20 protein-coding genes, 1 tRNA gene, 1 pseudogene and 1 riboswitch are annotated in these 23,133 nt (G+C 41.5%); of the genes and pseudogenes, 4 read left to right on the plus strand and 18 right to left on the minus strand.

Going from position 1 to position 23,133, the window contains the following annotated elements:
* Window positions 1-27 precede the first annotated feature (27 nt).
* Window positions 28-240: pseudogene (locus D8863_RS07590) on the minus strand (GNAT family N-acetyltransferase); the annotation flags it as partial.
* A 121-nt stretch (window positions 241-361) separates the two neighbouring features.
* On the opposite strand from D8863_RS07590, the gene D8863_RS07595 reads away from it, so the two are divergent.
* Entirely contained in the window at window positions 362-556 is a 195-nt protein-coding gene (locus D8863_RS07595) for an integrase (protein ID WP_042768947.1), read from the plus strand.
* A 106-nt stretch (window positions 557-662) separates the two neighbouring features.
* On the opposite strand, the gene rpsI is transcribed toward D8863_RS07595, so the two are convergent.
* From rpsI to D8863_RS07645, 10 genes are all read right to left on the minus strand, one after another.
* Entirely contained in the window at window positions 663-1,055 is a 393-nt protein-coding gene (gene rpsI / locus D8863_RS07600) for a 30S ribosomal protein S9 (protein WP_054387823.1), read from the minus strand.
* An 18-nt stretch (window positions 1,056-1,073) separates the two neighbouring features.
* Entirely contained in the window at window positions 1,074-1,520 is a 447-nt protein-coding gene (rplM, locus tag D8863_RS07605) for a 50S ribosomal protein L13 (protein WP_001044624.1), read from the minus strand.
* Between the two features lie 214 nt (window positions 1,521-1,734).
* Window positions 1,735-2,934 (minus strand): ABC transporter permease, encoded by a 1,200-nt coding sequence (locus tag D8863_RS07610; protein ID WP_125441563.1) that lies wholly within the window; start codon window positions 2,932-2,934, stop codon window positions 1,735-1,737.
* Window positions 2,931-3,824 (minus strand): ABC transporter ATP-binding protein, encoded by an 894-nt coding sequence (locus D8863_RS07615; protein ID WP_125441564.1) that lies wholly within the window; start codon window positions 3,822-3,824, stop codon window positions 2,931-2,933. Before D8863_RS07615 ends, D8863_RS07610 begins: the two co-directional genes overlap by 4 nt.
* Window positions 3,825-4,073: 249 nt before the next feature.
* Window positions 4,074-6,479 (minus strand): phenylalanine--tRNA ligase subunit beta, encoded by a 2,406-nt coding sequence (gene pheT, locus D8863_RS07620; protein ID WP_125441565.1) that lies wholly within the window; start codon window positions 6,477-6,479, stop codon window positions 4,074-4,076.
* A gap of 129 nt (window positions 6,480-6,608) precedes the next feature.
* Window positions 6,609-7,655, minus strand: coding sequence for a phenylalanine--tRNA ligase subunit alpha (gene pheS / locus D8863_RS07625; RefSeq protein ID WP_125441566.1), 1,047 nt, complete (start codon window positions 7,653-7,655; stop codon window positions 6,609-6,611).
* 312 nt (window positions 7,656-7,967) lie between these two features.
* Complete coding sequence (locus D8863_RS07630) at window positions 7,968-8,387, minus strand: hypothetical protein (RefSeq protein WP_000867350.1); 420 nt, start codon at window positions 8,385-8,387, stop codon at window positions 7,968-7,970.
* A gap of 27 nt (window positions 8,388-8,414) precedes the next feature.
* Window positions 8,415-9,065: a phosphatase PAP2 family protein gene (locus tag D8863_RS07635; RefSeq protein ID WP_049519741.1), complete on the minus strand. Its 651-nt coding sequence runs from the start codon at window positions 9,063-9,065 to the stop codon at window positions 8,415-8,417.
* Window positions 9,055-9,618, minus strand: coding sequence for an ECF transporter S component (locus D8863_RS07640; protein ID WP_125441567.1), 564 nt, complete (start codon window positions 9,616-9,618; stop codon window positions 9,055-9,057). The genes D8863_RS07635 and D8863_RS07640 overlap by 11 nt, the downstream gene beginning before the upstream one ends.
* 153 nt (window positions 9,619-9,771) lie before the next feature.
* Window positions 9,772-9,989: riboswitch (FMN riboswitch) on the minus strand.
* A 40-nt stretch (window positions 9,990-10,029) separates the two neighbouring features.
* Window positions 10,030-10,533 (minus strand): tRNA (cytidine(34)-2'-O)-methyltransferase, encoded by a 504-nt coding sequence (locus D8863_RS07645; protein ID WP_033629317.1) that lies wholly within the window; start codon window positions 10,531-10,533, stop codon window positions 10,030-10,032.
* A gap of 401 nt (window positions 10,534-10,934) precedes the next feature.
* Between D8863_RS07645 and trkA the strand changes: the two genes are divergently transcribed.
* Complete coding sequence (gene trkA / locus D8863_RS07655) at window positions 10,935-12,284, plus strand: Trk system potassium transporter TrkA (protein ID WP_000706814.1); 1,350 nt, start codon at window positions 10,935-10,937, stop codon at window positions 12,282-12,284.
* A 3-nt stretch (window positions 12,285-12,287) separates the two neighbouring features.
* The gene (locus D8863_RS07660; RefSeq protein WP_001043431.1) at window positions 12,288-13,727 is read left to right on the plus strand and encodes a TrkH family potassium uptake protein; all 1,440 of its coding nucleotides are present in this window, start codon (window positions 12,288-12,290) and stop codon (window positions 13,725-13,727) included.
* 88 nt (window positions 13,728-13,815) lie between these two features.
* Here the strand turns inward: D8863_RS07660 and D8863_RS07665 are convergent, their stop codons facing one another.
* From D8863_RS07665 to D8863_RS07685, 5 genes are all read right to left on the minus strand, one after another.
* Window positions 13,816-14,745 (minus strand): ATP-binding cassette domain-containing protein, encoded by a 930-nt coding sequence (locus tag D8863_RS07665; protein WP_001291308.1) that lies wholly within the window; start codon window positions 14,743-14,745, stop codon window positions 13,816-13,818.
* Between the two features lie 10 nt (window positions 14,746-14,755).
* The gene (locus D8863_RS07670; RefSeq protein WP_084860336.1) at window positions 14,756-15,823 is read right to left on the minus strand and encodes an ABC transporter ATP-binding protein; all 1,068 of its coding nucleotides are present in this window, start codon (window positions 15,821-15,823) and stop codon (window positions 14,756-14,758) included.
* Window positions 15,824-15,831: 8 nt separating this feature from the next.
* On the minus strand, window positions 15,832-16,758 hold the full coding sequence (gene oppC / locus D8863_RS07675) for an oligopeptide ABC transporter permease OppC (protein WP_125441568.1): 927 nt from the start codon (window positions 16,756-16,758) through the stop codon (window positions 15,832-15,834).
* Entirely contained in the window at window positions 16,758-18,254 is a 1,497-nt protein-coding gene (locus D8863_RS07680; protein ID WP_000759894.1) for an ABC transporter permease, read from the minus strand. Before D8863_RS07680 ends, oppC begins: the two co-directional genes overlap by 1 nt.
* A gap of 66 nt (window positions 18,255-18,320) precedes the next feature.
* Complete coding sequence (locus D8863_RS07685) at window positions 18,321-20,300, minus strand: peptide ABC transporter substrate-binding protein (protein WP_125441569.1); 1,980 nt, start codon at window positions 20,298-20,300, stop codon at window positions 18,321-18,323.
* A 299-nt stretch (window positions 20,301-20,599) separates the two neighbouring features.
* Between D8863_RS07685 and D8863_RS07690 the strand changes: the two genes are divergently transcribed.
* A tRNA-Cys gene (locus D8863_RS07690) sits at window positions 20,600-20,670 on the plus strand.
* Window positions 20,671-20,803: 133 nt separating this feature from the next.
* Here the strand turns inward: D8863_RS07690 and D8863_RS07695 are convergent.
* Both D8863_RS07695 and D8863_RS07700 read right to left on the minus strand, forming a co-directional pair.
* Entirely contained in the window at window positions 20,804-22,135 is a 1,332-nt protein-coding gene (locus tag D8863_RS07695) for a hemolysin family protein (protein WP_125441570.1), read from the minus strand.
* Window positions 22,136-22,272: 137 nt separating this feature from the next.
* Window positions 22,273-23,097, minus strand: a complete 825-nt coding sequence (locus D8863_RS07700; protein WP_125441571.1) for a DNA/RNA non-specific endonuclease — start codon at window positions 23,095-23,097, stop codon at window positions 22,273-22,275.
* Window positions 23,098-23,133 lie beyond the last annotated feature (36 nt).

Genomic DNA, 23,133 nt, shown 5'->3' on the forward strand with positions numbered 1-23,133 from the left:
CATAGTTCACTTACAAGTCAGCAGATTCATAACACCTTGTGCATCTCTAAAAAGATGCATGTAGACATCATGATTCTCTTGTTCCCTTAACAATTCCCTTGTAATTTCTTTAAAACTTTCTGAATCAAAATAGTGAGCTGGTATAGGAGGTAAACTTCGCTCAAAATACTCTCTATTTTCTTTTTCAAAAGAATAAACATCTATGCTATTTTCTTCAGACATCAACTCTAAACTTATCATTGTAAACTATCTCCTATCATTCTCTAAACTCAAATTCACTCATGTTCACACAAAGTGACATTTACAGCATTTAAAGAGATATCTTAATTTTTTCATATCATATCTACATTATAACATACTTATGAAGAAAAATAATATCCATCAAGGACCTCATAAATTCCAACATCTTGCTAAACAAGCAGGTTTTTCTCTTGAGGCCATTTCAGAAGCACTTACTCATAGTGACATCCAAATAACGAAGACTTATGTCAATACTTCTGAAAAAGTAAATCAAACAGCAGGAGAAATAGCCTTTAGAAGTCTCAAAAAGCAATAGGGTGAACTTGGGGTGAATTTTTGGGTGAACTTTAGTTTTTTGAACAAAAAAAGACATCCAAGAGAAAATTCTTGAATATCTGTAAACGTTGATAGTATCGTATTGATTAACGTTTTGAGAATTGTGATGCTTTACGAGCTTTCTTAAGACCTGGTTTCTTACGCTCAACTTTACGTGAGTCACGTGTAAGAAGTCCTGCGCGTTTCAATGAATCGCGGAAGTCTGGGTCTACTTGAAGAAGGGCACGAGCGATACCATGACGGATAGCTCCTGATTGACCAGCGTATCCACCACCTACAACGTTAACGAAAACGTCGTATGAACCTACAGTTGAAGTAACTACGAATGGTTGGTTGATTACAAGACGAAGGTCAGCGTGTGGGATGTACTCTTCAACATCTTTTTTGTTAACAGTGATTTTACCAGTTCCTGGAACAAGGCGAACGCGTGCAACAGCGTTTTTACGACGTCCAGTACCTGCATATTGTGCTTGTGACATACTTTATTGTTCCTTTCCTTAGATAAGTCCTGAAATATCAAGAACTTCTGGTTGTTGTGCAGCGTGAGTGTGCTCAGCTCCAACGAATACTTTCAATTTCATACCTTGAGCGCGGCCAAGAGTATTGTGTGGAAGCATACCTTTAACTGATTTTTCGATCAAACGTACTGCATTTTTAGAACGAAGTTCACCAGCAGAGATTTGTTTCAATCCACCTGGGTGGTTTGAGTGAGTGTAGTAGATCTTATCAGTTGCTTTTTTACCAGTCAATTTAACTTTTTCAGCATTGATAACGATTACGAAGTCACCTGTATCAGTGTGTGGTGTGAATGTTGGTTTGTTTTTTCCGCGAAGTACGCTAGCAACAACTGCTGAAAGGCGTCCAAGAGGTACATCAGTTGCGTCAACAACGTACCATTTGCGTTCTACTTGGCCTGGTTTAGCCATGAATGTAGTTTTGTTCATGATTTCTCCTATATGAATATCGTTTTTGTTTACTGGGCGGATGTTCCGGTCCGCGGGGTATTTGAAAGGTTCCGGGGCCTTACAAATGGGGTAAACAATACCGTCTACTATCATACCAAATTTTACTACTAAAAGTCAATAGATATGAAAAATAATTTTCCCTATTTGACCTTTAAAATATCACAAAAACCTCGTGAAAACGAGGTTTCTATTGCTATTTATAAGCCAAGGCACGTTTGAAGCTTTTCCATAGACCTAAGTCATCTGTCTGAAGGACTAGGCTGGCATACATACGCCCGATAAAGGCTGTTGCAGTGACTGCGAAAATAACCGTTATGGCAAGCGAAATCCAAGCTTCTAGACCACTTGCATACCCATTTATAGCTCTAAATGGCATAAAGAAGGTCGAGATGAAAGGAATATAGGAACCAATTTTCAGAACTAAATTGTCCCCAGCAGCGCCTAGAGAGGTCACACCGACAAATCCTGCTATAATCAAGATCATCAATGGCGACAAGGCCTTTCCTGAATCCTCAGGGCGAGAAACCATAGATCCTAGGAAGGCTGCTAAAACAACGTACATAAAGAGGCTAACCAAGACAAACAATAAGGTATTGAGCGAGAAGGCCTCTCCTAGATGATTTAAAATTCCAGATTGTGCCAAGATAGGGATGTCTTTAAAGAGCAGAATAGCAGCCAGTCCACCCACGACGTAAATGCCAATATGAGTCAAAATCACAAGAAGCAGAGCCAGCATGCGAGCGTAGAAATAATGACTAGCTCGGATACTAGAGAAGACCACCTCCATGATTTTGGTTCCTTTCTCGCTAGCCACTTCCTGAGCAGTGACACTAGCATAAGTAATCAAAATCATATAAAGGAAGAAACCAAGCCCTGCGGCTGCAATGGTTTGAACAATTTTTTTGTTTTCCTTAGATTCATCAATCTTCTCAGTAAAATCAACAGTTTGACTCAGACGTTTTTCCTGTTCTTGAGACAAATTAGCCGCCGAGCGATTGAGTTGGTATTGAAGCTCATTGAGTTTATTGGTTACTGCTAGCTTGATGCCTGTTTCAAGAGAAGTTTCACCGTGATAGACGGCCTTGAGGACGCTGTCCTCTTGGTCAATGGTTAGATAACCCTTGATTTTCTCATCCTTGATAGCAGCTTGAGCACTGGCTTCATCCTTATAATCAAAGTTGATACCATTGGTACCCTTGAGCCCTTCTTCCACAGATGGCACAGTTGTTACTACTGCTATCTTGCTATTCTTGGCCATAGAAGACCCTTGGAGATAGCCGATTCCTACAGATAAGGCTAAAAAGAGGAACGGCGAAATCACCATAAAGAAGAAACTCCACGACTTGACATGTCGAAGATAGGTTTCCTTCATTACAACCCACATATTTCTCATACTTCCACCCCTGATTCTAGTTTAAAGATTTCATCGATTGTTGGAGCTTGTTGGTCAAAGGTCCCAATATATTGACCTTGAGTGAGGATTGGGAAGAGTTCCCTTCCAGCGCTCTCGTCATCGAGGATCAATTTCCAACTTCCTTGCTTGGTCAAGCTCACCTGTTTGACGTGAGGAAGTTTTTCCAGTTCTTCCTTGCTTCGTTCACTTGAAACAAAGAGACGTGTTTTCCCGTATTGATTGCGAACATCCTGAACTGGTCCATGCAAGACCACACGCCCGTCACGAATCATCAGGATATCATCGCAAAGTTCCTCAACGTTGGTCATGACATGGTCAGAAAAGATAATGATTGCACCGCGCTCTTTCTCTTTCAAGATGACTTGTTTGAGTAACTCGGTATTAACTGGATCCAAACCACTAAAAGGCTCATCCAGGATGATCAAGTCTGGCTCATGGATCAGGGTGATGATCAACTGAATTTTCTGTTGATTCCCTTTTGACAGACTCTTGATTTTGTCGGTCAATTTGCCCTTCACTTCCAATTTTTCCATCCATTGAGGGAGTTTTTCCTTGACTTCTTTAGCATCCATGCCTTTTAGAGTCGCCAAGTAACGAACTTGCTCAAGGACTGTCAACTTGGGCATGAGGCTGCGTTCCTCAGGCAGATAACCAATCCGTGCATAGGTTTCCTGACGAATCTCCTGCCCATCCAGACTGATCTCTCCTTGATACTCTAAAAATTTCAACATACTGTGGAAAATCGTTGTTTTCCCAGCACCATTCTTCCCGACCAAGCCCAGAATCCTTCCTGGACTTGCCTGAAAATCGACACCAAACAAGACTTGCTTGGGACCGAAACTTTTCTCTAGATTTCTTACTTCTAACATTTTCCACCTCCGAGATATGTTGCACTTATTATACTCCTTTTTGATAGCCTTTACAACGATTTATGTCCATTTTATCGGATTATAAGTAGCAAAAGTATCCTTTCTCTAATAAATTTTAAGTATTTCAGCGATAGCTTTAGTATAACTCATTAAAGACCTTCTGAGATGGCTTCCTCCTCAACTATCGCTTTTCTCTTCTGAACTGTCCTTTTGAAACTAAAAATCCACCCCTAAGGATGGATTGATGAGTTAACGTACTTCTGCATTCACTTTTTCTTCCAGTGATGCTTGGATTTTTTCCATATAGCGTGCGACTTCTTCGTCCGTTAAGCTGTCTTCTGGATTTTGGAAGGTCAAGCTATAGGCCATTGACTTCATGCCAACTCCCAGTTTTTCGCCTGAGAAGACGTCAAAGAGTTTGATATCTGTCAATCGTTTCACGCCGGCAGCTCGGATAGCGTCTACAACTTCTTGGTGAGTGACTTCTGCCTTGAGAAGTAGGGCCACATCACGGCTGACTGCTGGGAATTTGGTGATTTCCACAAATGGAGCAGCTGGTTGAAGGGCTGCTTCGATGGCTGAAAGGTTGAGCTCCGCTACATACGTTTCTGGAATATCGTAAGCCTTGGCAGTGACCGGATGCACTTGGCCAAGGAAACCAAGAACTTGGTCGCCGAGTGAAATCACGGCTGTACGTCCTGGGTGGAGACTTGCAATCTCAGCTGTTGCTGTATAAGTCACTTCAAGTCCCAAACGATCAAAGAGCGCTTCTAAGATTCCCTTAGCATAGAAGAAATCAACTGGAACTGCTGCCGTTTGGAAATCTTTTTCAGCAACCAAGCCGGTTAAGGCAAAGGCAAAGCTATTGATCTCATTTGGTAGATCTTCTTTTGGATTGCCTGTTTGTTCAAAGACTTTTCCAATCTCGTAAAGAGCCAAGTTTTTGTTCTTACGAGCCACGTTATAGGCCACCGTATCAAGGATACCTGAGACCATATTTTGACGGAGGACAGAACGGTCCACTGTCATTGGCCACATGAGTTCTGTAAGGTTACTTGGTTGAGCTGTAAACTCAACTGCTTTTTCAGGAGTTGTCAGAGCGTAGGTGATGATTTCTGTCAAACCAGCTCCTTCAGCGATCGTACGAACTTGACGGCGCAATTTTTGTGTCGCAGTCAATTCACCAGCTGTACCGTCGTCTTTTGGAAGACTAGTTGGCAAGCGATCATAACCATAGATACGAGCGATTTCTTCAAAGAGGTCCGCTTCGATGGTGATATCCCAACGACGACGAGGTACGCTGACTGTAAAGCTATCTGCATTTCCAGAAAGGCCAAAGCCAAGACGACGGAAGACATCTTCCACATCAGCATAGGAAAGCTCCGTACCAAGGACGCGGTTAACGTCTGCAAGAGTAGAAGAAACTTCCACATCAGAAGTATCAAGCTGGCCTGCCGAAACGATACCCTTACGCACAGTCGCACCTGCAAGTTCCGCAATCAGGCTAGCTGCCGCATCAAGGGCTTCATTGACTGTTGCCACATTGATGCCTTTTTCAAAGCGAGAAGAGGATTCAGAGCGTAGGTTAAGGCGACCACTAGTCTTGCGGATGGATTTGCCATTGAAGACAGCAGCTTCAAGGACAACACGACTAGAATTTTCAGAGATTTCTGTTGCTTGACCACCCATAACACCTGCAAGGGCTACTGGCTTGTCTGCGACAGTGATGACTAAGTCATTTGTTTCCAAGTCACGCTCTTCACCATCCAAGGTCACCAATTTTTCACCAGCACGCGCTTCACGCACACGGATTTCAGTCCCTTCAAAGGTATCCAAGTCAAAGGCATGCATCGGTTGACCAAAGTAAAGCAAGATGTAGTTGGTTACGTCTACGACATTGTTAATCGGACGAATCCCTTCGTTCATAAGAAGGTTTTGCAACCATTGCGGACTTGGTGCGATGGTCACATTGTCCAAGATACGGGCTGCATAGTATGGTGCCTTGTCTGTTTCAATCCCTACAGAAAGAGCGTCTGCTGCAACTTCATTTGTTTCTGTCAGAGTAAATTCTTTAAAGTTAACAGCCTTGTCATAGATGGCTGCTACTTCGTGCGCTACTCCACGCATAGAAAGAGCGTCTGCACGGTTTGGCGTGATAGAAAGTTCGATGATTTCGTCATCCAAGTCTAGATATGAGAAGACTTCCTCACCTGGTACTGCATCTTGAGGCAAGATTTGAATACCATCTGCGAATTCCTTCGGTACAACCGAGTCAGAAATTCCCAATTCACCAAGGGAACAGATCATTCCAAGTGACTCTAAGCCACGGATTTTCCCTTTTTTGATTTTGTAATTGTCAGCAATACGAGCTCCTGGAAGAGCCACCATGACCTTAATCCCAGCACGTACATTTGGGGCACCACAAACAATCTGACGGGCTTCTTCTTCGCCAACGTTAACCTGACAGACATGCAAGTGTGTTTCTGGCACATCTTCGCAAGACAAAACCTCACCGACGACAATTTTTGAGAGACCAGCAGCCGGTGATTCGACACCTTCGACCTCGATCCCTGTAGTTGACATTTTCTCAGCCAACTCTTGTGATGGCATATCAATGTCCACCAATTCTTTTAACCATTTATAAGATACAAGCATAATTCTGATTGTAAGATCCCACCAAGTAAGACCTTTTCAATTCCTTTCTTTTTCTTCGAGTCAGTCCTTACTATTCTCATCGAGAGAAAATGACTAGGACTGTATAGGACTGTGTTTCAGGTTTCAATCTTATTTAAACTGTTCTGAGAAGCGGACATCTCCTTGGTAGAATCCACGGATATCGTTAATTCCGTAACGGAGCATAGCGACACGCTCTTGTCCAAGACCAAAGGCAAAGCCAGAGTATACAGTCGCATCGATGCCACTCATTTCAAGGACACGTGGGTGAACCATACCGGCACCCATAATCTCGATCCAACCTGTTTTCTTACATACGTTACAGCCTTCTCCACCACACTTGAAGCAGGAAACATCCACCTCAACAGATGGCTCTGTGAATGGGAAATAGGATGGACGCAGACGGATCTGACGCTCTTCACCGAACATCTTTTGGACAATCAACTGAAGCGTTCCTTGAAGATCTGCCATAGAGATGTTTTTCCCAACAACCAAACCTTCGATTTGGTGGAATTGGTGACTGTGGGTTGCATCGTCCGTATCACGACGAAATACGCGCCCCGGTGAGATCATCTTCAAAGGACCTTTCGAAAAATCATGGGCATCCATGGCACGCGCCTGAACTGGAGACGTGTGGGTACGGAGCAAGATTTCTTCAGTGATATAGAAAGTATCCTGCATATCGCGAGCTGGGTGATCTTTTGGAAGATTCATACGCTCAAAGTTGTAGTAGTCTTGCTCCACTTCAAAACCATCCACGACTTGGTACCCCATACCGATGAAAATATCTTCGATTTCTTCACTTGTTTGTGTGAGAACATGACGGTGACCAACCGCAACAGGACGACCTGGAAGTGTTACATCGATGCTCTCACTAGCTAATTGAGCTGCAACTTTCTTTTCTTCCAAGAGCTTAGCTGTTTCTTCAAAAGCAGCTGTCAAAACATCACGAGCTTCATTAACATGTTTCCCGATGATTGGGCGCATCTCAGCAGAGACATCTTTCATCCCTTTGAGGATTTCAGTAAGCGACCCTTTTTTACCAAGGACAGAGACACGCAAATCTTGCATCTCTTTTTCATTTTCAGCAGTAAGCTGCTTCAAGCTAGCCAGCGTTTCTTCGCGAAGCGCTTTTAATTGTTCTTCAATAGTTGACATAATTCCTCCATCAGTCACTTAACAGATAAAAAGAAAACCACATGCCAAAAACTCCACTCGGAGCGTTGACACGCGGTACCATCCGTTTTCATCTGACAAGTCAGACCTTCATTTCTAAATCCATGCGCAAGTGAATTCACCCAGCTTTCATATAGAGAGCTTGCAGTCACGGCTCTCCTCCCTGATATACTTCCCTTGAGTTACTAGTCTTGCGGATTCCTATTCAATTACTACTTAGTTTATCAGATTTTTAGTTAAAAAACAAGTTAGATTAGACTAATTTCAATATAAAAAGGAACAAGACACAATGCATTACCTATTTGTAGGATCTGTTTCACCTGCTTTCCTTTTCAATAAAAGAGTTGCTGCTTGATTAAAACCATCACACCAGTTATACCATTTTGCTTCATACTCATCTTGAGATACGATATGATTTTTTAAATCCAGAACAGAGTAAATCTTTCTTTCCTCACAAGCTTGCGCATAGAGATAATACAGTTCATCGCCACCATCTCTATCCCACTCAGCAGAAATCGTATCCCTACCTGCCAATAAAGCCTGATAAGCCCTGTGATGCCCGTCTGTAATCAACAAGCAGTCTCCGAATGCAAGAACACTGATTGGAGCAACATTGATTATTTCTACCGACTGATAAAGCATCTGGATATCTTGTAACTTCTTTTCTGATAAGTATAGTTGAGTCGGATGGAGATCTGTTATATTGACTTTCATTTCTTTTTCCTCAAAGGAATTTGATGCTCACTTCTGCTTGCCTTTAAATCGCCATTGGAAGCGAAGCTTGTCATAGAAAGGAAATTCGATAAACAAGACTCCCAAGCCCACACAGAAACTGGCAAGAACATCTGATGGATAGTGAACTCCCAGATAGACCCGAGATAGCAGCACACTGACTAGGTAGACCCCAAGGACGATTTGCACAATTTTTCTCCAAACCGGATCTTTAATCCGTTGACTGAGAATGACAATCAAAGTCCCTACCATCAGCGTCACTGCCAGAGAATGCCCGCTTGGGAAGGAAAATCCCTTCTCCTCTACCAAGTGTAAGATAGCTGGTCGTGGGCGCTGGTAAATATTTTTAAAGGTCACAATCAAAAGACCGGCTAAGGCTAGATTGCCCGCCATGAAGTAGCTTTCTATCTTCCACTGCTTACGATAAAAGATAAAGGCTGCGATGGCAACCCAGGTAATGATTACTGGGATATCAATCAAATGCGTAAGGGCACGGAACAGAACCGTTAAATAATCTGGCAAGTCCCCACGAAGGGCAGTCTGAAGAGGTTGATCAAAACCGACCAGCGTTTCAGGATAGAACTTAACCATATAGCCAAGAAGGACGAAAAGTAAAAGGGCAAAACTGCCCTTCATTAAAAATGTTTGTTTATCTCTCATAATGTTTTAAGGTTGGTTTCAAGAGGACGTATAACAACCAGAATGAAACGGCAAAGATGATACTTTCAATCAGGTTAAAAGGTAAAACCATGGTCATCAAGTAGTTAGAAAGTCCTATAATTTCTCTAATATCAAAGTTGGCAAACTGCGCGTATAAAGGAACCGCATAGACATAGTTGAGAACCAACATGGCAGAAGTCAACCCAATAGTTCCCGCTAGAGATGCTAGTAGGAAACGAAGGGTGTTACGTTCCTTTTTCCAAATCAAACCAAAGACGATAACAAAAACTCCCAGAGCTACGATATTCATTGGCAAGCCAATGTAAGTATTCACTCCCTGGCTATTGAGAAGCAACTTCAAGAGTGATCGCAACAAGAGAATCCCGAGAGCAGCTGGCAAATCCATCACCACCAAGCCTACAAGGACTGGCAAGATACTAAACTCGATCTTGAGGAAGGTTGCCGCTGGCAAGAGCGGAAAGTCAAAGTACATCAGCACAAATGAAATGGCTGATAAAATCGCAATGGTCGAAATTCGACGTGTGTTTGTCATAACAGGTTCCTCCAATTTTCTATAAAATCAGAAGAAGTTGGAAAGGATCCCTCTATCTATTCTCACTTTTTATATCCCAAAAGTTCCCTCTCACTCTTTTGAGCAAGCGGTTGCAATTTATCTATAAACCAATCAGAACAGACAAAGCCATTCTTTCGTCTTCTCCCATCCAGACTATACTGTCGGTTGTGGAATCGCACCACATCAGCTTGCGCTCGCGGACTTCTTTAACTAAGATATTTTGGATTAATCTAGGCGTCGCAGTCGAAGATAATACTTGAGTATATCGAGACAAGACAACGAAGAGTAAGCCAAAATAGCTAGTTAAAGTCACCGCCGGTCGGGAATTGCACCCAGCCCTGAAGACCCTTTAATCATAACAAAAAACGCTTGCAAGTGCAAGCATTTTGATTATTTCAATTTATCTGCTTCATAGGTGTGAACAAGCTCAAGACCTGCAAAATTCTGCTGACGAAGAGCTTCGTAAACAATCATGCAGACGGTATTGGACACATTGAGACTGCGGACATGTTCATCATTCATAGGAATACGGAGAGCCTTTTCGGGATGCTCCCGCATAAAGTCCTCAGGCAAGCCCTTGTCTTCACGTCCGAAGAGAAAATAATGGTCCTCGTCAGTTGATAAATCTGCTTCAGAATAGACCTTTTCCGCAAATTTCGAAATCAGATAGAGTTTTCCCTTCATCTGAGACATGAAATCTTCCAAACTGTCATAAAAATAAATCTCTAATTTATCCCAGTAATCCAAACCAGCCCGCTTCATCTTGCGATCATCGATAGGAAAGCCCATTGGTTTAATGATGTGGAGGGGAGAATTGGTCGCAGCGCAAGTACGAGCAATGTTACCTGTATTTTGTGGAATCTGGGGTTCAAATAATACAATGTGATTTGTCATGACTGGCTTCCTTTTATCATTGCAAAAAAATAGCCACACTGCCCGGAGTCAAGCTCAGCAAACAGCGTGGTTAAGGTGTCGTTAACTTACCTCACAACAGGTTTGAAGTAAATCAGCGAAACTACTTCCTTAGTATAACACTTTCAGAATCATTGTCAATAGAAACGACTTGATTTTTTTACTTTTTTTGATGATATTTTCATGTTTGGTCATTCCCTTTCTGAAAAGGTATGGTAAAAGAGCCAAATCACTTCAAATCGGAGCCATCGTTATAGAAGTTAAACAAATGTATCTTCAAAAACTTGAAAAAGGCCTTTCTTGCCCTAAAAATCGCCTTAGCAAGTGCATTTTTTGCTAAAAAAGGGTATGATAGTTACATCATGAAAAAGTAGGTTTTTTATATGAAAATTGTCCTTGTTGGTGGAGGGAAAGTTGGTTTCGCCCTCTGTCGTTCACTGGTTGCAGAAAACCATGACGTTGTCCTCATTGAACAAGATGAGGCTGTCCTCAATCACATTGTCAGTCGCTATGATATCATAGGTCTCCTTGGAAATGGTGCTGACTTTGCCATCTTGGAGCAAGCCAGTGTTCAAGAGTGCGATATCTTTATCGCCCTAACCGAACACGATGAAGTGAATATGATTTCAGCAGTACTTGCTAAAAAAATGGGTGCTAAAGAAACCATCGTTCGGGTGCGAAATCCTGAATACTCTAATGCCTATTTTAAAGAGAAAAATATTCTTGGATTTTCACTTATCGTTAATCCAGAACTCCTAGCAGCGCGTGCAATCTCAAATATCATTGATTTCCCTAATGCCCTCTCTGTCGAACGATTTGCTGGAGGTCGGGTCAGTCTCATGGAGTTTGTTGTCAAGGATTCTAGCGGTCTTTGTCAAATGCCAATCTCAGACTTCCGTAAAAAATTTGGGAATATTATTGTCTGTGCTATGGAGAGAGATCATCAACTTATGATCCCAAGTGGTGATGTTATTATCCAAGACAAGGATAGGATTTTTGTTACGGGAAATCGTGTAGATATGATGCTTTTCCATAACTATTTTAAATCTCGTGCAGTGAAAAGCTTACTTATCGTTGGAGCTGGGAAGATTGCTTATTATCTACTCGGCATTTTAAAAGACAGTCGCATTGATACCAAGGTCATCGAGATCAATCCTGAAAGAGCTCGTTTCTTCAGCGAAAAGTTCCCCAATCTCTATATTGTCCAAGGAGATGGAACTGCAAAAGACATTTTGCTGGAAGAAAGTGCTCCCCACTATGATGCAGTCGCAACCTTGACTGGGGTTGATGAGGAAAATATCATCACTTCTATGTTTCTTGACCGTGTTGGCGTCCATAAGAATATCACCAAGGTCAACCGAACAAGCCTTTTAGAGATTATCCACGCGCCTGATTTTTCAAGTATCATCACACCAAAAAGCATCGCAGTGGATACCATTATGCACTTTATCCGTGGTCGAGTAAACGCTCAGTATTCAGACCTTCAAGCCATGCACCATCTAGCAAACGGTCAAATTGAAACTCTCCAATTCCAAATCAAGGAAGCTAATAAAATGACTGCCAAACCTCTATCACAGTTGAAATTAAAAAAAGGGGTTCTCATCGCAGCCATTATCCGAAAAGGAAAAACAATTTTCCCTACTGGAGAGGATATGCTTGAGGTGGGAGACAAGTTACTCGTGACGACCTTATTGCCAAATATCACCAAAATTTATGATTTGATTGAGAGGTAAAAAATGAATAAAAGTATGATTCGTTACCTCCTCTCAAAACTTCTCTTGATTGAGGCTGTTCTTCTCCTAGTTCCTGTTAGTGTAGCGATCTATTACCAAGAATCCAGTCAAGTATTTATCGCTCTCTTTTCTACGATTGGAATTTTAGTCCTTCTCGGTGGTCTAGGCGTTTTACGGAAACCGAAAAATCAACGGATTTATGCCAAGGAAGGGGTCTTAATTGTTGCTCTCTGTTGGATTCTATGGTCTTTCTTTGGTGGCCTCCCCTTTGTCTTTTCAGGACAAATCCCAAGCGTCATCGATGCCTTCTTTGAAATCAGTTCCGGATTTACGACTACAGGAGCAACTATCCTGAACGATGTTTCCGTTCTCACTCGTTCCCTCCTCTTCTGGCGAAGTTTCACCCACTTGATTGGAGGGATGGGGGTGCTCGTCTTTGCACTTGCCATTATGGACAATGCAAAGAATAGTCACTTGGAGGTGATGAAGGCTGAGGTCCCTGGACCTGTCTTTGGCAAGGTCGTATCCAAGCTAAAAAACACTGCCCAGATTCTCTATCTGCTTTATCTGGCTCTCTTCTCCCTTTTTGTGGTTATCTACTATCTAGCAGGCATGCCTCTCTATGATAGTTTTGTCATCGCTATGGGAACAGCAGGAACTGGGGGCTTTACCGTCTATAACGACGGAATTGCCCACTACGGTAGCTCACTCATCACCTATCTAGTTAGTATCGGAGTGTTGGTTTTTGGGGTTAACTTCAATCTCTACTACTACCTCATGCTCCGTCGGGTTAAGGCTTTCTTTGGAGATGAAGAACTACGAGCATATATCATCATTGTCCTAGTTTCTACCGGCTTGATTACTCTTAATACGCTCCACCTCTACCAAGGTGTCTCTAAAAGCGTTGAAATGGCCTTCTTTCAGGTTTCCAATATCATCACGACAACAGGTTTTGGTTACGGAGATATTACCAACTGGCCCCTCTTCTCCCAATTTATCCTCCTCTTCCTCATGGGAATCGGTGGATCAGCTGGCTCAACTGCAGGTGGTCTTAAGGTGATCAGAGGACTTATCCTCTCTAAAATCGCAAAAAATCAGATTTTGTCCACTTTATCCCCTCACCGTGTTTTGACTCTACACGTCAATAAAACTGTGATTGATAAGGATACCCAGCACAAGATTCTTAAATATTTTGCTATCTATATGATGATTATTCTCTCTCTCATCTTTATCGTCAGTCTTGATAGCAATGATTTTCTAGTCGTAACCAGTGCGGTCTTCAGCTGTTTTAACAATATCGGACCTATTCTAGGTACAACCTCGAGTTTTTCCATCTTTAGTCCCATCTCTAAAATCCTCCTCTCCTTTGCAATGATCGCAGGTCGCTTAGAGATTTACCCAATTTTGCTACTCTTTATGAAACGCACTTGGTCTAAACGCTAATGATAATACAATTCCCCTTTTACAAGCCAGTAAAAGGGGATTTTTTCTATTAAAAATGAGAAGACCTTTCGGTCCTCTCCTAATTTGTTTATTCTTTAAGAGCTTTCTTGTAACGAGCAAGTTCTGCTTGGTTAGCCCAAACGTAGTGACCTGGACGAATTTCTACCATAGATGGCTTGTCTGTCTCATAGTCATGTTGGTCAGGATCGTAAACTTTCAAAACCTTCTTGCGTTCCAAGATTGGATCTGGAATCGGTACAGCAGATAGAAGTGCTTGAGTGTATGGGTGGACAGGATTGTTAAACAACTCCTCTGTCTCCGCCACTTCGACGATAACTCCCTTATAGATAACCGCGATACGATCTGAGATAAAGCGAACAACTGACAAGTCATGCGCGATGAAGAGATAAGTCAAGCCCAACTCTTTTTGGAACTTCTTGAGCAAGTTCAAGACTTGCGCACGCACTGATACGTCCAAGGCTGAAATTGGCTCATCCGCAATAACGAAATCAGGTTCCATCACAAGGGCACGGGCAATCCCGATACGCTGGCGTTGACCACCAGAAAACTCGTGTGGATAACGGGTCAAGTGTTCTTTCAAAAGTCCAACTTCATGAATCATCTTTTGAACTTTTTCTTTTCTATCTTCTTCGTCTTTGAACAAGTGGTAGTTGTAAAGACCTTCAGAGATGATATAGTCAACTGTTGCACGCTCATTCAAGCTCGCTGCAGGGTCCTGGAAAATCATCTGGATGCGACGGATCAAGTCTGATGATTCCTTATGAGATTTTTTCCCATTAATCTTATGACCATCAAAGATGATCTCACCTTTACTAGTATTATTTAGACCAATAATGGCACGACCAATCGTTGTTTTCCCGCTACCAGACTCACCAACAAGAGAGAAGGTTTCTCCCTTGTTGATAAAGAAGTTGGCGTTTTTAACCGCAACAAACTTCTTACTTCCTTCACCGAAGGAAATTTCTAAATCTTTAATTTCTACTAATTTTTCAGACATTTCCTTCCTCCTAGTCTTCTAGATGAGCAAAGCCCATTTTATCACGAATCTTGTCATGCAAATCTGCAATGACCCCAGGTTTTTCAACTTTAGGAGCATTCTCATGAAGCAACCAAGTCTTAGCCCAGTGGGTATCAGTGACTGAAAACTGAGGTGCCTTCTCTTCAAAATCAATTTGCATCGCATAATCTGAACGAAGGGCAAAGGCATCACCTTTCAACTCAGTATAAAGAGACGGTGGTGTTCCTGGGATAGAGTACAATTCCCCTTTATCATCAGCAAGCTGAGGCAAGCTAGACAAGAGACTCCAAGTGTATGGATGACGTGGATCGTAGAAGACTTCCTCAACAGTACCGTATTCTACAATTTCACCAGCATACATAACCGCCACCTTATCGGCAATACTTGCTACCACACCAAGGTCATGGGTGATAAAGATAATGGTAAAGTGGTACTCATTTTGCAATGTTTTAAGCAAATCAATGATTTGCGCTTGAATGGTTACATCAAGAGCCGTTGTTGGCTCGTCACAGATCAAGATATCTGGACGACAGGCAAGGGCAATCGCAATAACGATACGTTGGCGCATTCCTCCAGAATATTGGAAAGGATACTCTTCAAAACGTTTTTCAGCGTCTGGAATTCCGACCTTGTTCATATAGTCGATTGCCATCTCTTTGGCTTCCTTAGCTGTTTTCCCTTGGTGTTTAATGATAACTTCAGTGATTTGGCTACCGATTGTATTGATTGGGTCCAAACTTGTCATAGGGTCTTGGAAGATGGTCGCAATTTTAGCACCACGAATCTTCTCCCATTCCTTGTTAGAAGTAAGGGCGGTCAAGTCTTGTCCACGATAGTCGATGCTTCCTTGGGCAATACGTCCATTGTCTTCTAGCATCCCTGTAAAGGTTTTTGTTAAAACAGATTTACCAGAACCGGACTCACCTACCAAGGCAAGAACTTCTCCTTCAATCAGGTCCAGAGAAACTCCTCGGATAGCCGTCAGAACTTTGTCACGAACGTCAAATTCCACGACAATATCGCGAGCAGTCAAAATTACATTACTTTCTTTTGTCATGTCTACTCCTATCTATGTGTACGTGGATCACTAGCATCCGCTAGGTTTTGACCAACAACGAAAAGAGATAGGGATACCAAGATCAAGGTTGTCAATGGAATCCAGAATAAGTAAGCGTTGGTCGTAACGTTTTGTGAGTAATCTGAGATCAAACGTCCCAAACTTGGTACTGTTACAGGCAATCCCAATCCAAAGAAGGAAAGGAAGGCTTCATAAGAGATGAAGCTTGGCAACATCAAGGTCATTGTAGAAACAATAACAGATACCAATTGCGGCATGATGTTTTTAACAATGATTTTAAAGGTTGGTGTTCCAAGTGTTTGAGAAGCAAGGTTGTATTCCAAGTCACGGTAACGCATGATTTGGATACGAATCATATAAGCAATCCCAATCCAAGTTGTCACACTCATGGCAAAAATCAAATTCCAGAAACCAGCACCAATTGAGTAAGTCAAGACAATGACAATCAAAAGAGATGGAATGTTAGAAATAATGTTATAAACTTCCATCATGACGCGGTCAACGGATTTTGAAATTCCCCAAATCCCACCAACAATAACCCCAATTACAAGGTTGATAAAAGTGGCAATTACAGAGATGAGGATAGAGTTACGCGCACCAAACCAAACCCCATCAAACAAGGATTTACCATTGCTATCTGTACCAAACCAATGTTCAGCATTGGGTTTGATAAAACGAGCAGAAAAGTCATTGACCTTACTTACATCGTTGAAGTCAAAGTTTGAGAACATTGGGTAAATAAAGCTCATCAAGATAATGGCAACCAAAATTCCTAGCATAAAGACGGTTGATTTTTTCTTTAGAAATTGTCTAAATACAGAACCCCAGTATGAATAGGCAGGAGCATCAATTGTTTCAGAGGCAAAATCATCACGTTTTACGAACTGAAATTTTTCTTTATCGATTGTTGACATTATTTGCCTCCTTTCTCTGTCAATTTAATACGTGGGTCAAGCATGGTCATCCAGATATCTCCTACAAAGAGTGAGAAGATAGAAATACATGTGAAGATGAAGACAAGACCAACTACCATTGAGTTGTTTGATGCCTTAACAGAGTCAATCAACATTTTACCCATACCTGGGAAAGCAAAGACCGTTTCTGTCAATGTTGCACCACCGATAACCCCGATAACGGCACCAGGAATACCTGAAACCAGTGGAACCATGGCATTTTTAAAGATGTGTTTATTTGAAATTTCTTTTTCAGACAAACCTTTGGCACGCGCAAAACGAACGAAGTCCTGAGATTGCAAGTCGATCATGTAACGACGAATCCAGATAGCCGTACTTGGTGCACCCAACAAACCTAGAATGACTGCTGGCAAGACATAAGAACGCCAATCTCCAGCCCCCAAGATAGGGAATGAATCAGGCAGACCAATAGATGATCCAATCAAACGCACGATGTAAACCAAAGCGATCGTTGGAAGAGCAAGCAAGAAGGTTAGAGCACCTGTCGAGAAGCTATCAATCCAAGTATTCTTGTGGCGAGCCATAGCAGATCCAAGTGGAATCGCAATCGCATACGAAATAATCAAACCGATCAAACCAGCAACCGCTGAGCTTGCAATCATAGATGGGTATTGGTAATTGCTTTCTGTAGCTGTATATGGATCGTCCTTACCATAGTTGGCTACTTCACGCGCGTCTGCTTGACTTGGAGATTTGTAGGTACGAGAGTAAATATCTACAGATGAAGTCTTTTTACCTGTAGGGAATTGAACTTCTGATGTCTTAGTTTGTCCCTGACCTTGTGTGATAACCTGAAGCACTGGTGTGTTTGCATAAGTTGGGTAAGAATCACCCAGGTTAATGTTCACAAAGTTTTGGTGTACAAATGGGAATTGATTGTTGAAATACAAAAGGTATTTGTGTTTTGTACCTGAACCAACTAATGACCAACCAATAGCAGGGTCATTTTCAAAACGAAGATAACGTTGCAAGTTTGGATTTTCAGGGTCTTGAATCTTGTTTGGATGATCAATATCAATCAAGTTGGAATAGAATTTGAAAACACGTTCAAAAATCGGAATTTCACGCGTAGCATAGAATTGACCACTTTCTGAGAACACACCGAGTGTCCAACCATTTCCTAGTTGGTTGATGTATTTTTCATAGATTGCCTTATTGGTATCATTGGCATCCACTGTTACAGATGAGTCCATTGTGCTCGCTCTTTCTTGCAACTCTTTGGTATCGTAGTACTCGATATAGCCCATCCGTTCATAAACGGTATTTTCATAATTATCCCGCTTGTCCGGCGTCGTTGCAATCTTGTTATAGTTGGTATCCTGCTTGAAAATCAATTTTCGAGGAACCATCGTATAAATTATTGTGTAGGTCAAGGTTGTCACCAAGAAAATAGACAACAATGAACGCAATACACGCATAAAAATATATTTCTTCATATCGTTTCCTTTTAAAATCCCAAAAGAACCTTCTCCTCATGGAGAGAAAGTTCTCTTGAGAGTTATTTATTTAACGTGATTAGCCAATTCTTTTTGAACTTTTTCGTTTGATTCTTTTTTCTCTTTGAGCCATTTTTCACGAGCTTGTTCATAGTCAGCTTTTGTTACAACCTTATCTTGTAACTGAATATACTTGAAGTATACGTCTGAGCCCTTATCTCCAGATTGGCTGTATGATGCTGTGAATGGTACAACACGAGAAATGAATGGTGCAGCACCACTTGATGACATAGCTGGCAAGAAGAGGGAGCTGTCTGTCAACCAAGCTTGAGCAGCCGCATATTTTTCATAACGCACATTCAAGTCATTGGTTTCTTTTGCAGCTTCATCAACTAACTTATCGTATTCCTTCAAACCAACTTGGGCAGCTGCTGCATTATCTGCACCTTCATAACCCATGTAAGTTTTTGTTTGTTCGCTGTTAGTTGTTTTCAAGATATCAAGGTAAGTTGATGGATCTTCATAGTCTGGGCTCCATCCAACTGCTCCTGAGAGATCCCAATCTTCTGCTGCAGCGTTTGCGGCATAGTATGTGATATTGTGCAACTCATCTTTAGAAATTTGTTGAATATCAATGACTACGTTTCCTTCACCAAGTACTGTTTCAACGGATTGTTTGAAGGATTGAATACGAGCAATAAGACCCTTATTTGTTTGGTCAACTGGAATATCCAAGTGGATAGGGAATTTCACACCTTCTGCTTCCAAAGCAGTCTTAGCTTTGGCAAATTCAGCTTTGGCTTTATCGGCGTTGAAGAGTCCATCTTGACCATCCGCAAAGTTAACATTCTTCCACTCATCACCGTAAGCAGCAATCTTTTCAGTTACCAAGTCACCGAAAGTTTTTTCACCTGCAGAGACAAAACCTGGTTTCACAAAGAGGTTACGAACTGCAAGAGGAGCACCTTCTTTACCATTAATTTGTGCTGAGTAAGAAGTACGCTCAAAGGCGAAGTTCAAAGCCTGACGGAAGTCCTTGTTAAGAAGGGCTTTCTTGGTAGAAGACTTTTCTTCATCAGTTGTCTTAGAAGTGTATTTGTAACCTTGACGGTCAATATTCACACCCAAACCAGCAATACCAGGTCCTGATGGAGTGTAGTAGATATTGTCTTTGTATGTTTCTTCTACCTTAGAGTAGTTTGAACTTGTTGGGAAGAGACGAGCATAGCTATAGGCTCCACTTGTAAAGTTACGTTCAATTGACTCTTGGTCTGATCCATCATAGAAAGCAAGGGTTACTTTATCAATGTGAACATTATCTTTGTCCCAGTAATTTTCATTCTTAGCGAATTCAATAGAAGATTTAGCAGTCAAACCTTTCAGTAAGAACGGACCATTGTAAAGCAATGATGTAGGGTCAGTTGCTTTGGCAAAGTCAGTCCCTTTTGATTTTTCAAAATCTTCGTTCAATGGCCAGAAGATTGAGTAGGCTAGCTTAGAGTTCCAGTATGGTTCTGGTTTGTTCAAAGTGTATTCAAGGGTATAATCATCAACTGCTTTTACACCGACTGAAGCAAAATCTTTATTGTTTCCAGCTTTATAGTCAGCTAGACCTTTAACTGAATCTTCTGCTAGATAAAGTGCTTCAGACTTGTTATCAGTTGCGTGTTTCAAGCCATTTACAAAGTCTTTAGCTGTCACTTCAGCATACTCTTCGCCATCTGATGTCATCCATTTGACACCCTTACGAATCTTGTAGGTATAAGTCAAACCATCTTTTGAAACTGACCAGTCTTCTGCAACTGCAGGGACTAGGTTCCCATACTTGTCGTTTGTGAAAAGACCATCGATACCATTTGAAGTGGCAACCTTAGTACTTTGTTTCCCTGAAATGAGGTAATCCAAAGTTTCTGGGTCAGCTGAATAAATATAGCCATAATTTTTTGGCGCTGTAGAATCAGATGATTTTGAAGAACCACAAGCAGCTAAAACGCCAGTTGCTAATAGGGCAATTCCTGCTGCGACAAATACTCTACTTTTTTTCATATTGTTAACTCCTCTTTGAAAAATTTAGGCTTATTGGAAATTATAACATATATTTTTTAAAAAGTAAACGAATTTTCAGAATATTTAGGCGCATTTCCTCAAAAAACTTCTATTTGTCAAAATTATTGCATTCTTTGTTTGTTTCTGCAAGAAATACTTTCTAGTCCGACCCTCTTTAGAACGGGATTTTTAAAAGCTTTTTCTCACTTCTTCGATCATCATCTGTTTTCCTAAATTGGATTTTAGAATAAGAAACTATTGACGGGAAATGATTTTCAAGGTATAATAATAAACGTTGAGGCGGTATAGCCAAGTGGTAAGGCACGGCTCTGCAAAAGCTTGATCGTCGGTTCAAATCCGTCTACCGCCTTTCAATACCTGAATTAACAGGAATTAACCAAATGAAAAGCCCGTAAAATCGGGCTTTTTTGTTATTCCTAATAAATGGTGATAACTGTACCTACCATCTAGATTTACAAAAAGCAGTGACTCAAGTCACTGCTTTATTCTGTTTCTTCTTCAGGTTCTAGTTCTGTGATTTGAACTTTTACCTTGGTAACACGTCCATTTTTCACCTTATCATTGGTCAGGACGATTTGTTTGTTTTGACTGACCAGTTCATAACTGATTTTTTCAGTTGTTGGAATCGTACCAACACCCGTCAAATAATAACCGGCGATGGTATCCACATCATCGCTTTCTAGTTCGACACCAAAGTAGTCATTGAAGTCGTTAAGATTCATGGTTCCCTGTGCAATATAGGTGTCCTCACCAATTTGATGAACTTCGATTTCTGCCCTATCTGTCTCATCATCGATCTCACCGACAATTTCTTCTAAGAGGTCTTCCAGAGTTACCAAACCAGCCATACCACCGTATTCATCGAGCAAAATGGCCATTTGTCTTTGGGTATTTCGCAATTCTTTTAGCAAGTCATCCACAAAAATAGTTTCAGGAACAAAGAGTGGATCTTGTAAGATCTTCTTCCAGACAATATTTTCAAAGCCATCTGCATAGGCGGCGTTTAGCAAACTCTTGGTATGAATCAAACCAATCACATTGTCCTTATCCCCGTCGTAAACAGGGATACGTGAGAAATTTTGCTTTAGAATACTTTGGATAATCGTTTGACTATCATCCTGAATATCTACCATAAAGGCATCTGTTCGAGGAACCATGACTTCTCTCGCCATCAGTTCATCTAGAGAAAAGATTCCCTGTAGCATCTCAATCTCATCTGCATCCAGTGTTTCTTCACTCTTAGTCAACATGTACTCAATTTCATCTCGAGTCATTTTTTCATCCGCATCATCAAAGGTCATTGGCGTCACACGGCTCAATAGATTAGTTGAAGCCGACAGAAGCCAAACAAAGGGGCTGACAATTTTCCCCAAGCCAATAATGACTGGTGCTGTTCGGATGGCCAAGTTATCTTTCAGATTGAGGGCAATCCGTTTAGGATAGAGTTCCCCAAAAACAATAGAAATATAGGTCAAGAATGCCAAAGAGAGGAAACTTGCAATGGCATAAGCTGTTTCTCCGTTCCCCATCCAAGAGGCAATTACTTGTCCAAGTGTATCTGCCAATTTTGCCCCTGACAAGATGGTAATTAACGTGATACCAACTTGAATTGTTGATAAAAAGTGGTTAGGATTTTCAAGTACCTTTAACAAACGAACGTAACGTTTGTCTCCCTCTTCTGCCTTTTGCTCCACTCGGGAACGGTTTAGTGACACCATCGCCATTTCAGCGGCTGAGAAAAAAGCATTTAACAAGGTCAAGATAAATAACAATACAAACTGTAGCAACAAATTCTGACTGCTCGGGTCTTCCATAGTCCTTCTCCTAAAATAGTATCTTGTGTCCCATTATATCATAAAATCCCTCAGGATTCACACTATTTTTCATTTAAACAACAACTCCCCTGCTTCTAGAAGACAAAGGAGCTGTTTTTTTATAGTATCTATTGTTTCTAATCTGTCACTGTTACTTGCCCTGTTCGGTAATCAAGTTGGATTCCCTTTTGAACATTGGGGATTAGGACATTGAATTCCAATTCGCCATCTGAAGACTTGGCTTCGATTTGTGAAGCGGATGGAACCAAATCCTCATTCGTAGCATAGTGGAGAGTTACCCGATAACGGACTCTCTTATTCTGGTCTAAGGCTTTCCTAACCAGACTCTCATAGTAGTTCTGCCCTGTCGAATCTTCAGCCTGAGCCTGGTTGGCCCAAGCTGTCTGGACTGCAATGTTCTTGGGATTGCTGGTAGAGGCATCAAAACCATCCAAACCACCTATCAAGGCATAGCCCAGCAGGTGTCCTCTATCAACTGCATGTGTGTAGGCTCCCTTTAGATTCTTAACCTGATGCCATCCTGGTGGCGTCCAAGAGGTTGAGCCATTTCCAGTCTCTTCACGATTCTTATACTGCCGAGTCGCTTTGGATAAGATGGCATTGGCAACAGTTGGAACTGTTTCTTTTCCCACTGTCTTTGTTTTATTATCCGCATAGGGTTTGCTGGAAACCTTGGCATCTAGATTGGTTTTATTGCCATTGACAATGAAGGCCCCTGCTCCATTCCACTCGAGCCCCCCCTTGATTTGGTTTTTGATTGACTCAGTTAAGACACTTTCAGCCAGCTCCTGACTGGGAGCTTCTGAAGCTTGTTTTTTCTGACTAACCTTTGTTCTAGGGCTATTTGGTGCTGACTGCATCTGCTTGATGTAGTAGCTTCCAGCAGCCAAGAGTAAGAATATAAGTAACCCTATCAGAGCTTGTCTTGTTTTTTTGTCCATTTTTCTCCTTATTTCTTTAGAAAAAGACTGGTCTCC

It is taken from the genome of Streptococcus oralis, from assembly GCF_003943825.1.
Lineage (GTDB): Bacteria > Bacillota > Bacilli > Lactobacillales > Streptococcaceae > Streptococcus > Streptococcus oralis_CD.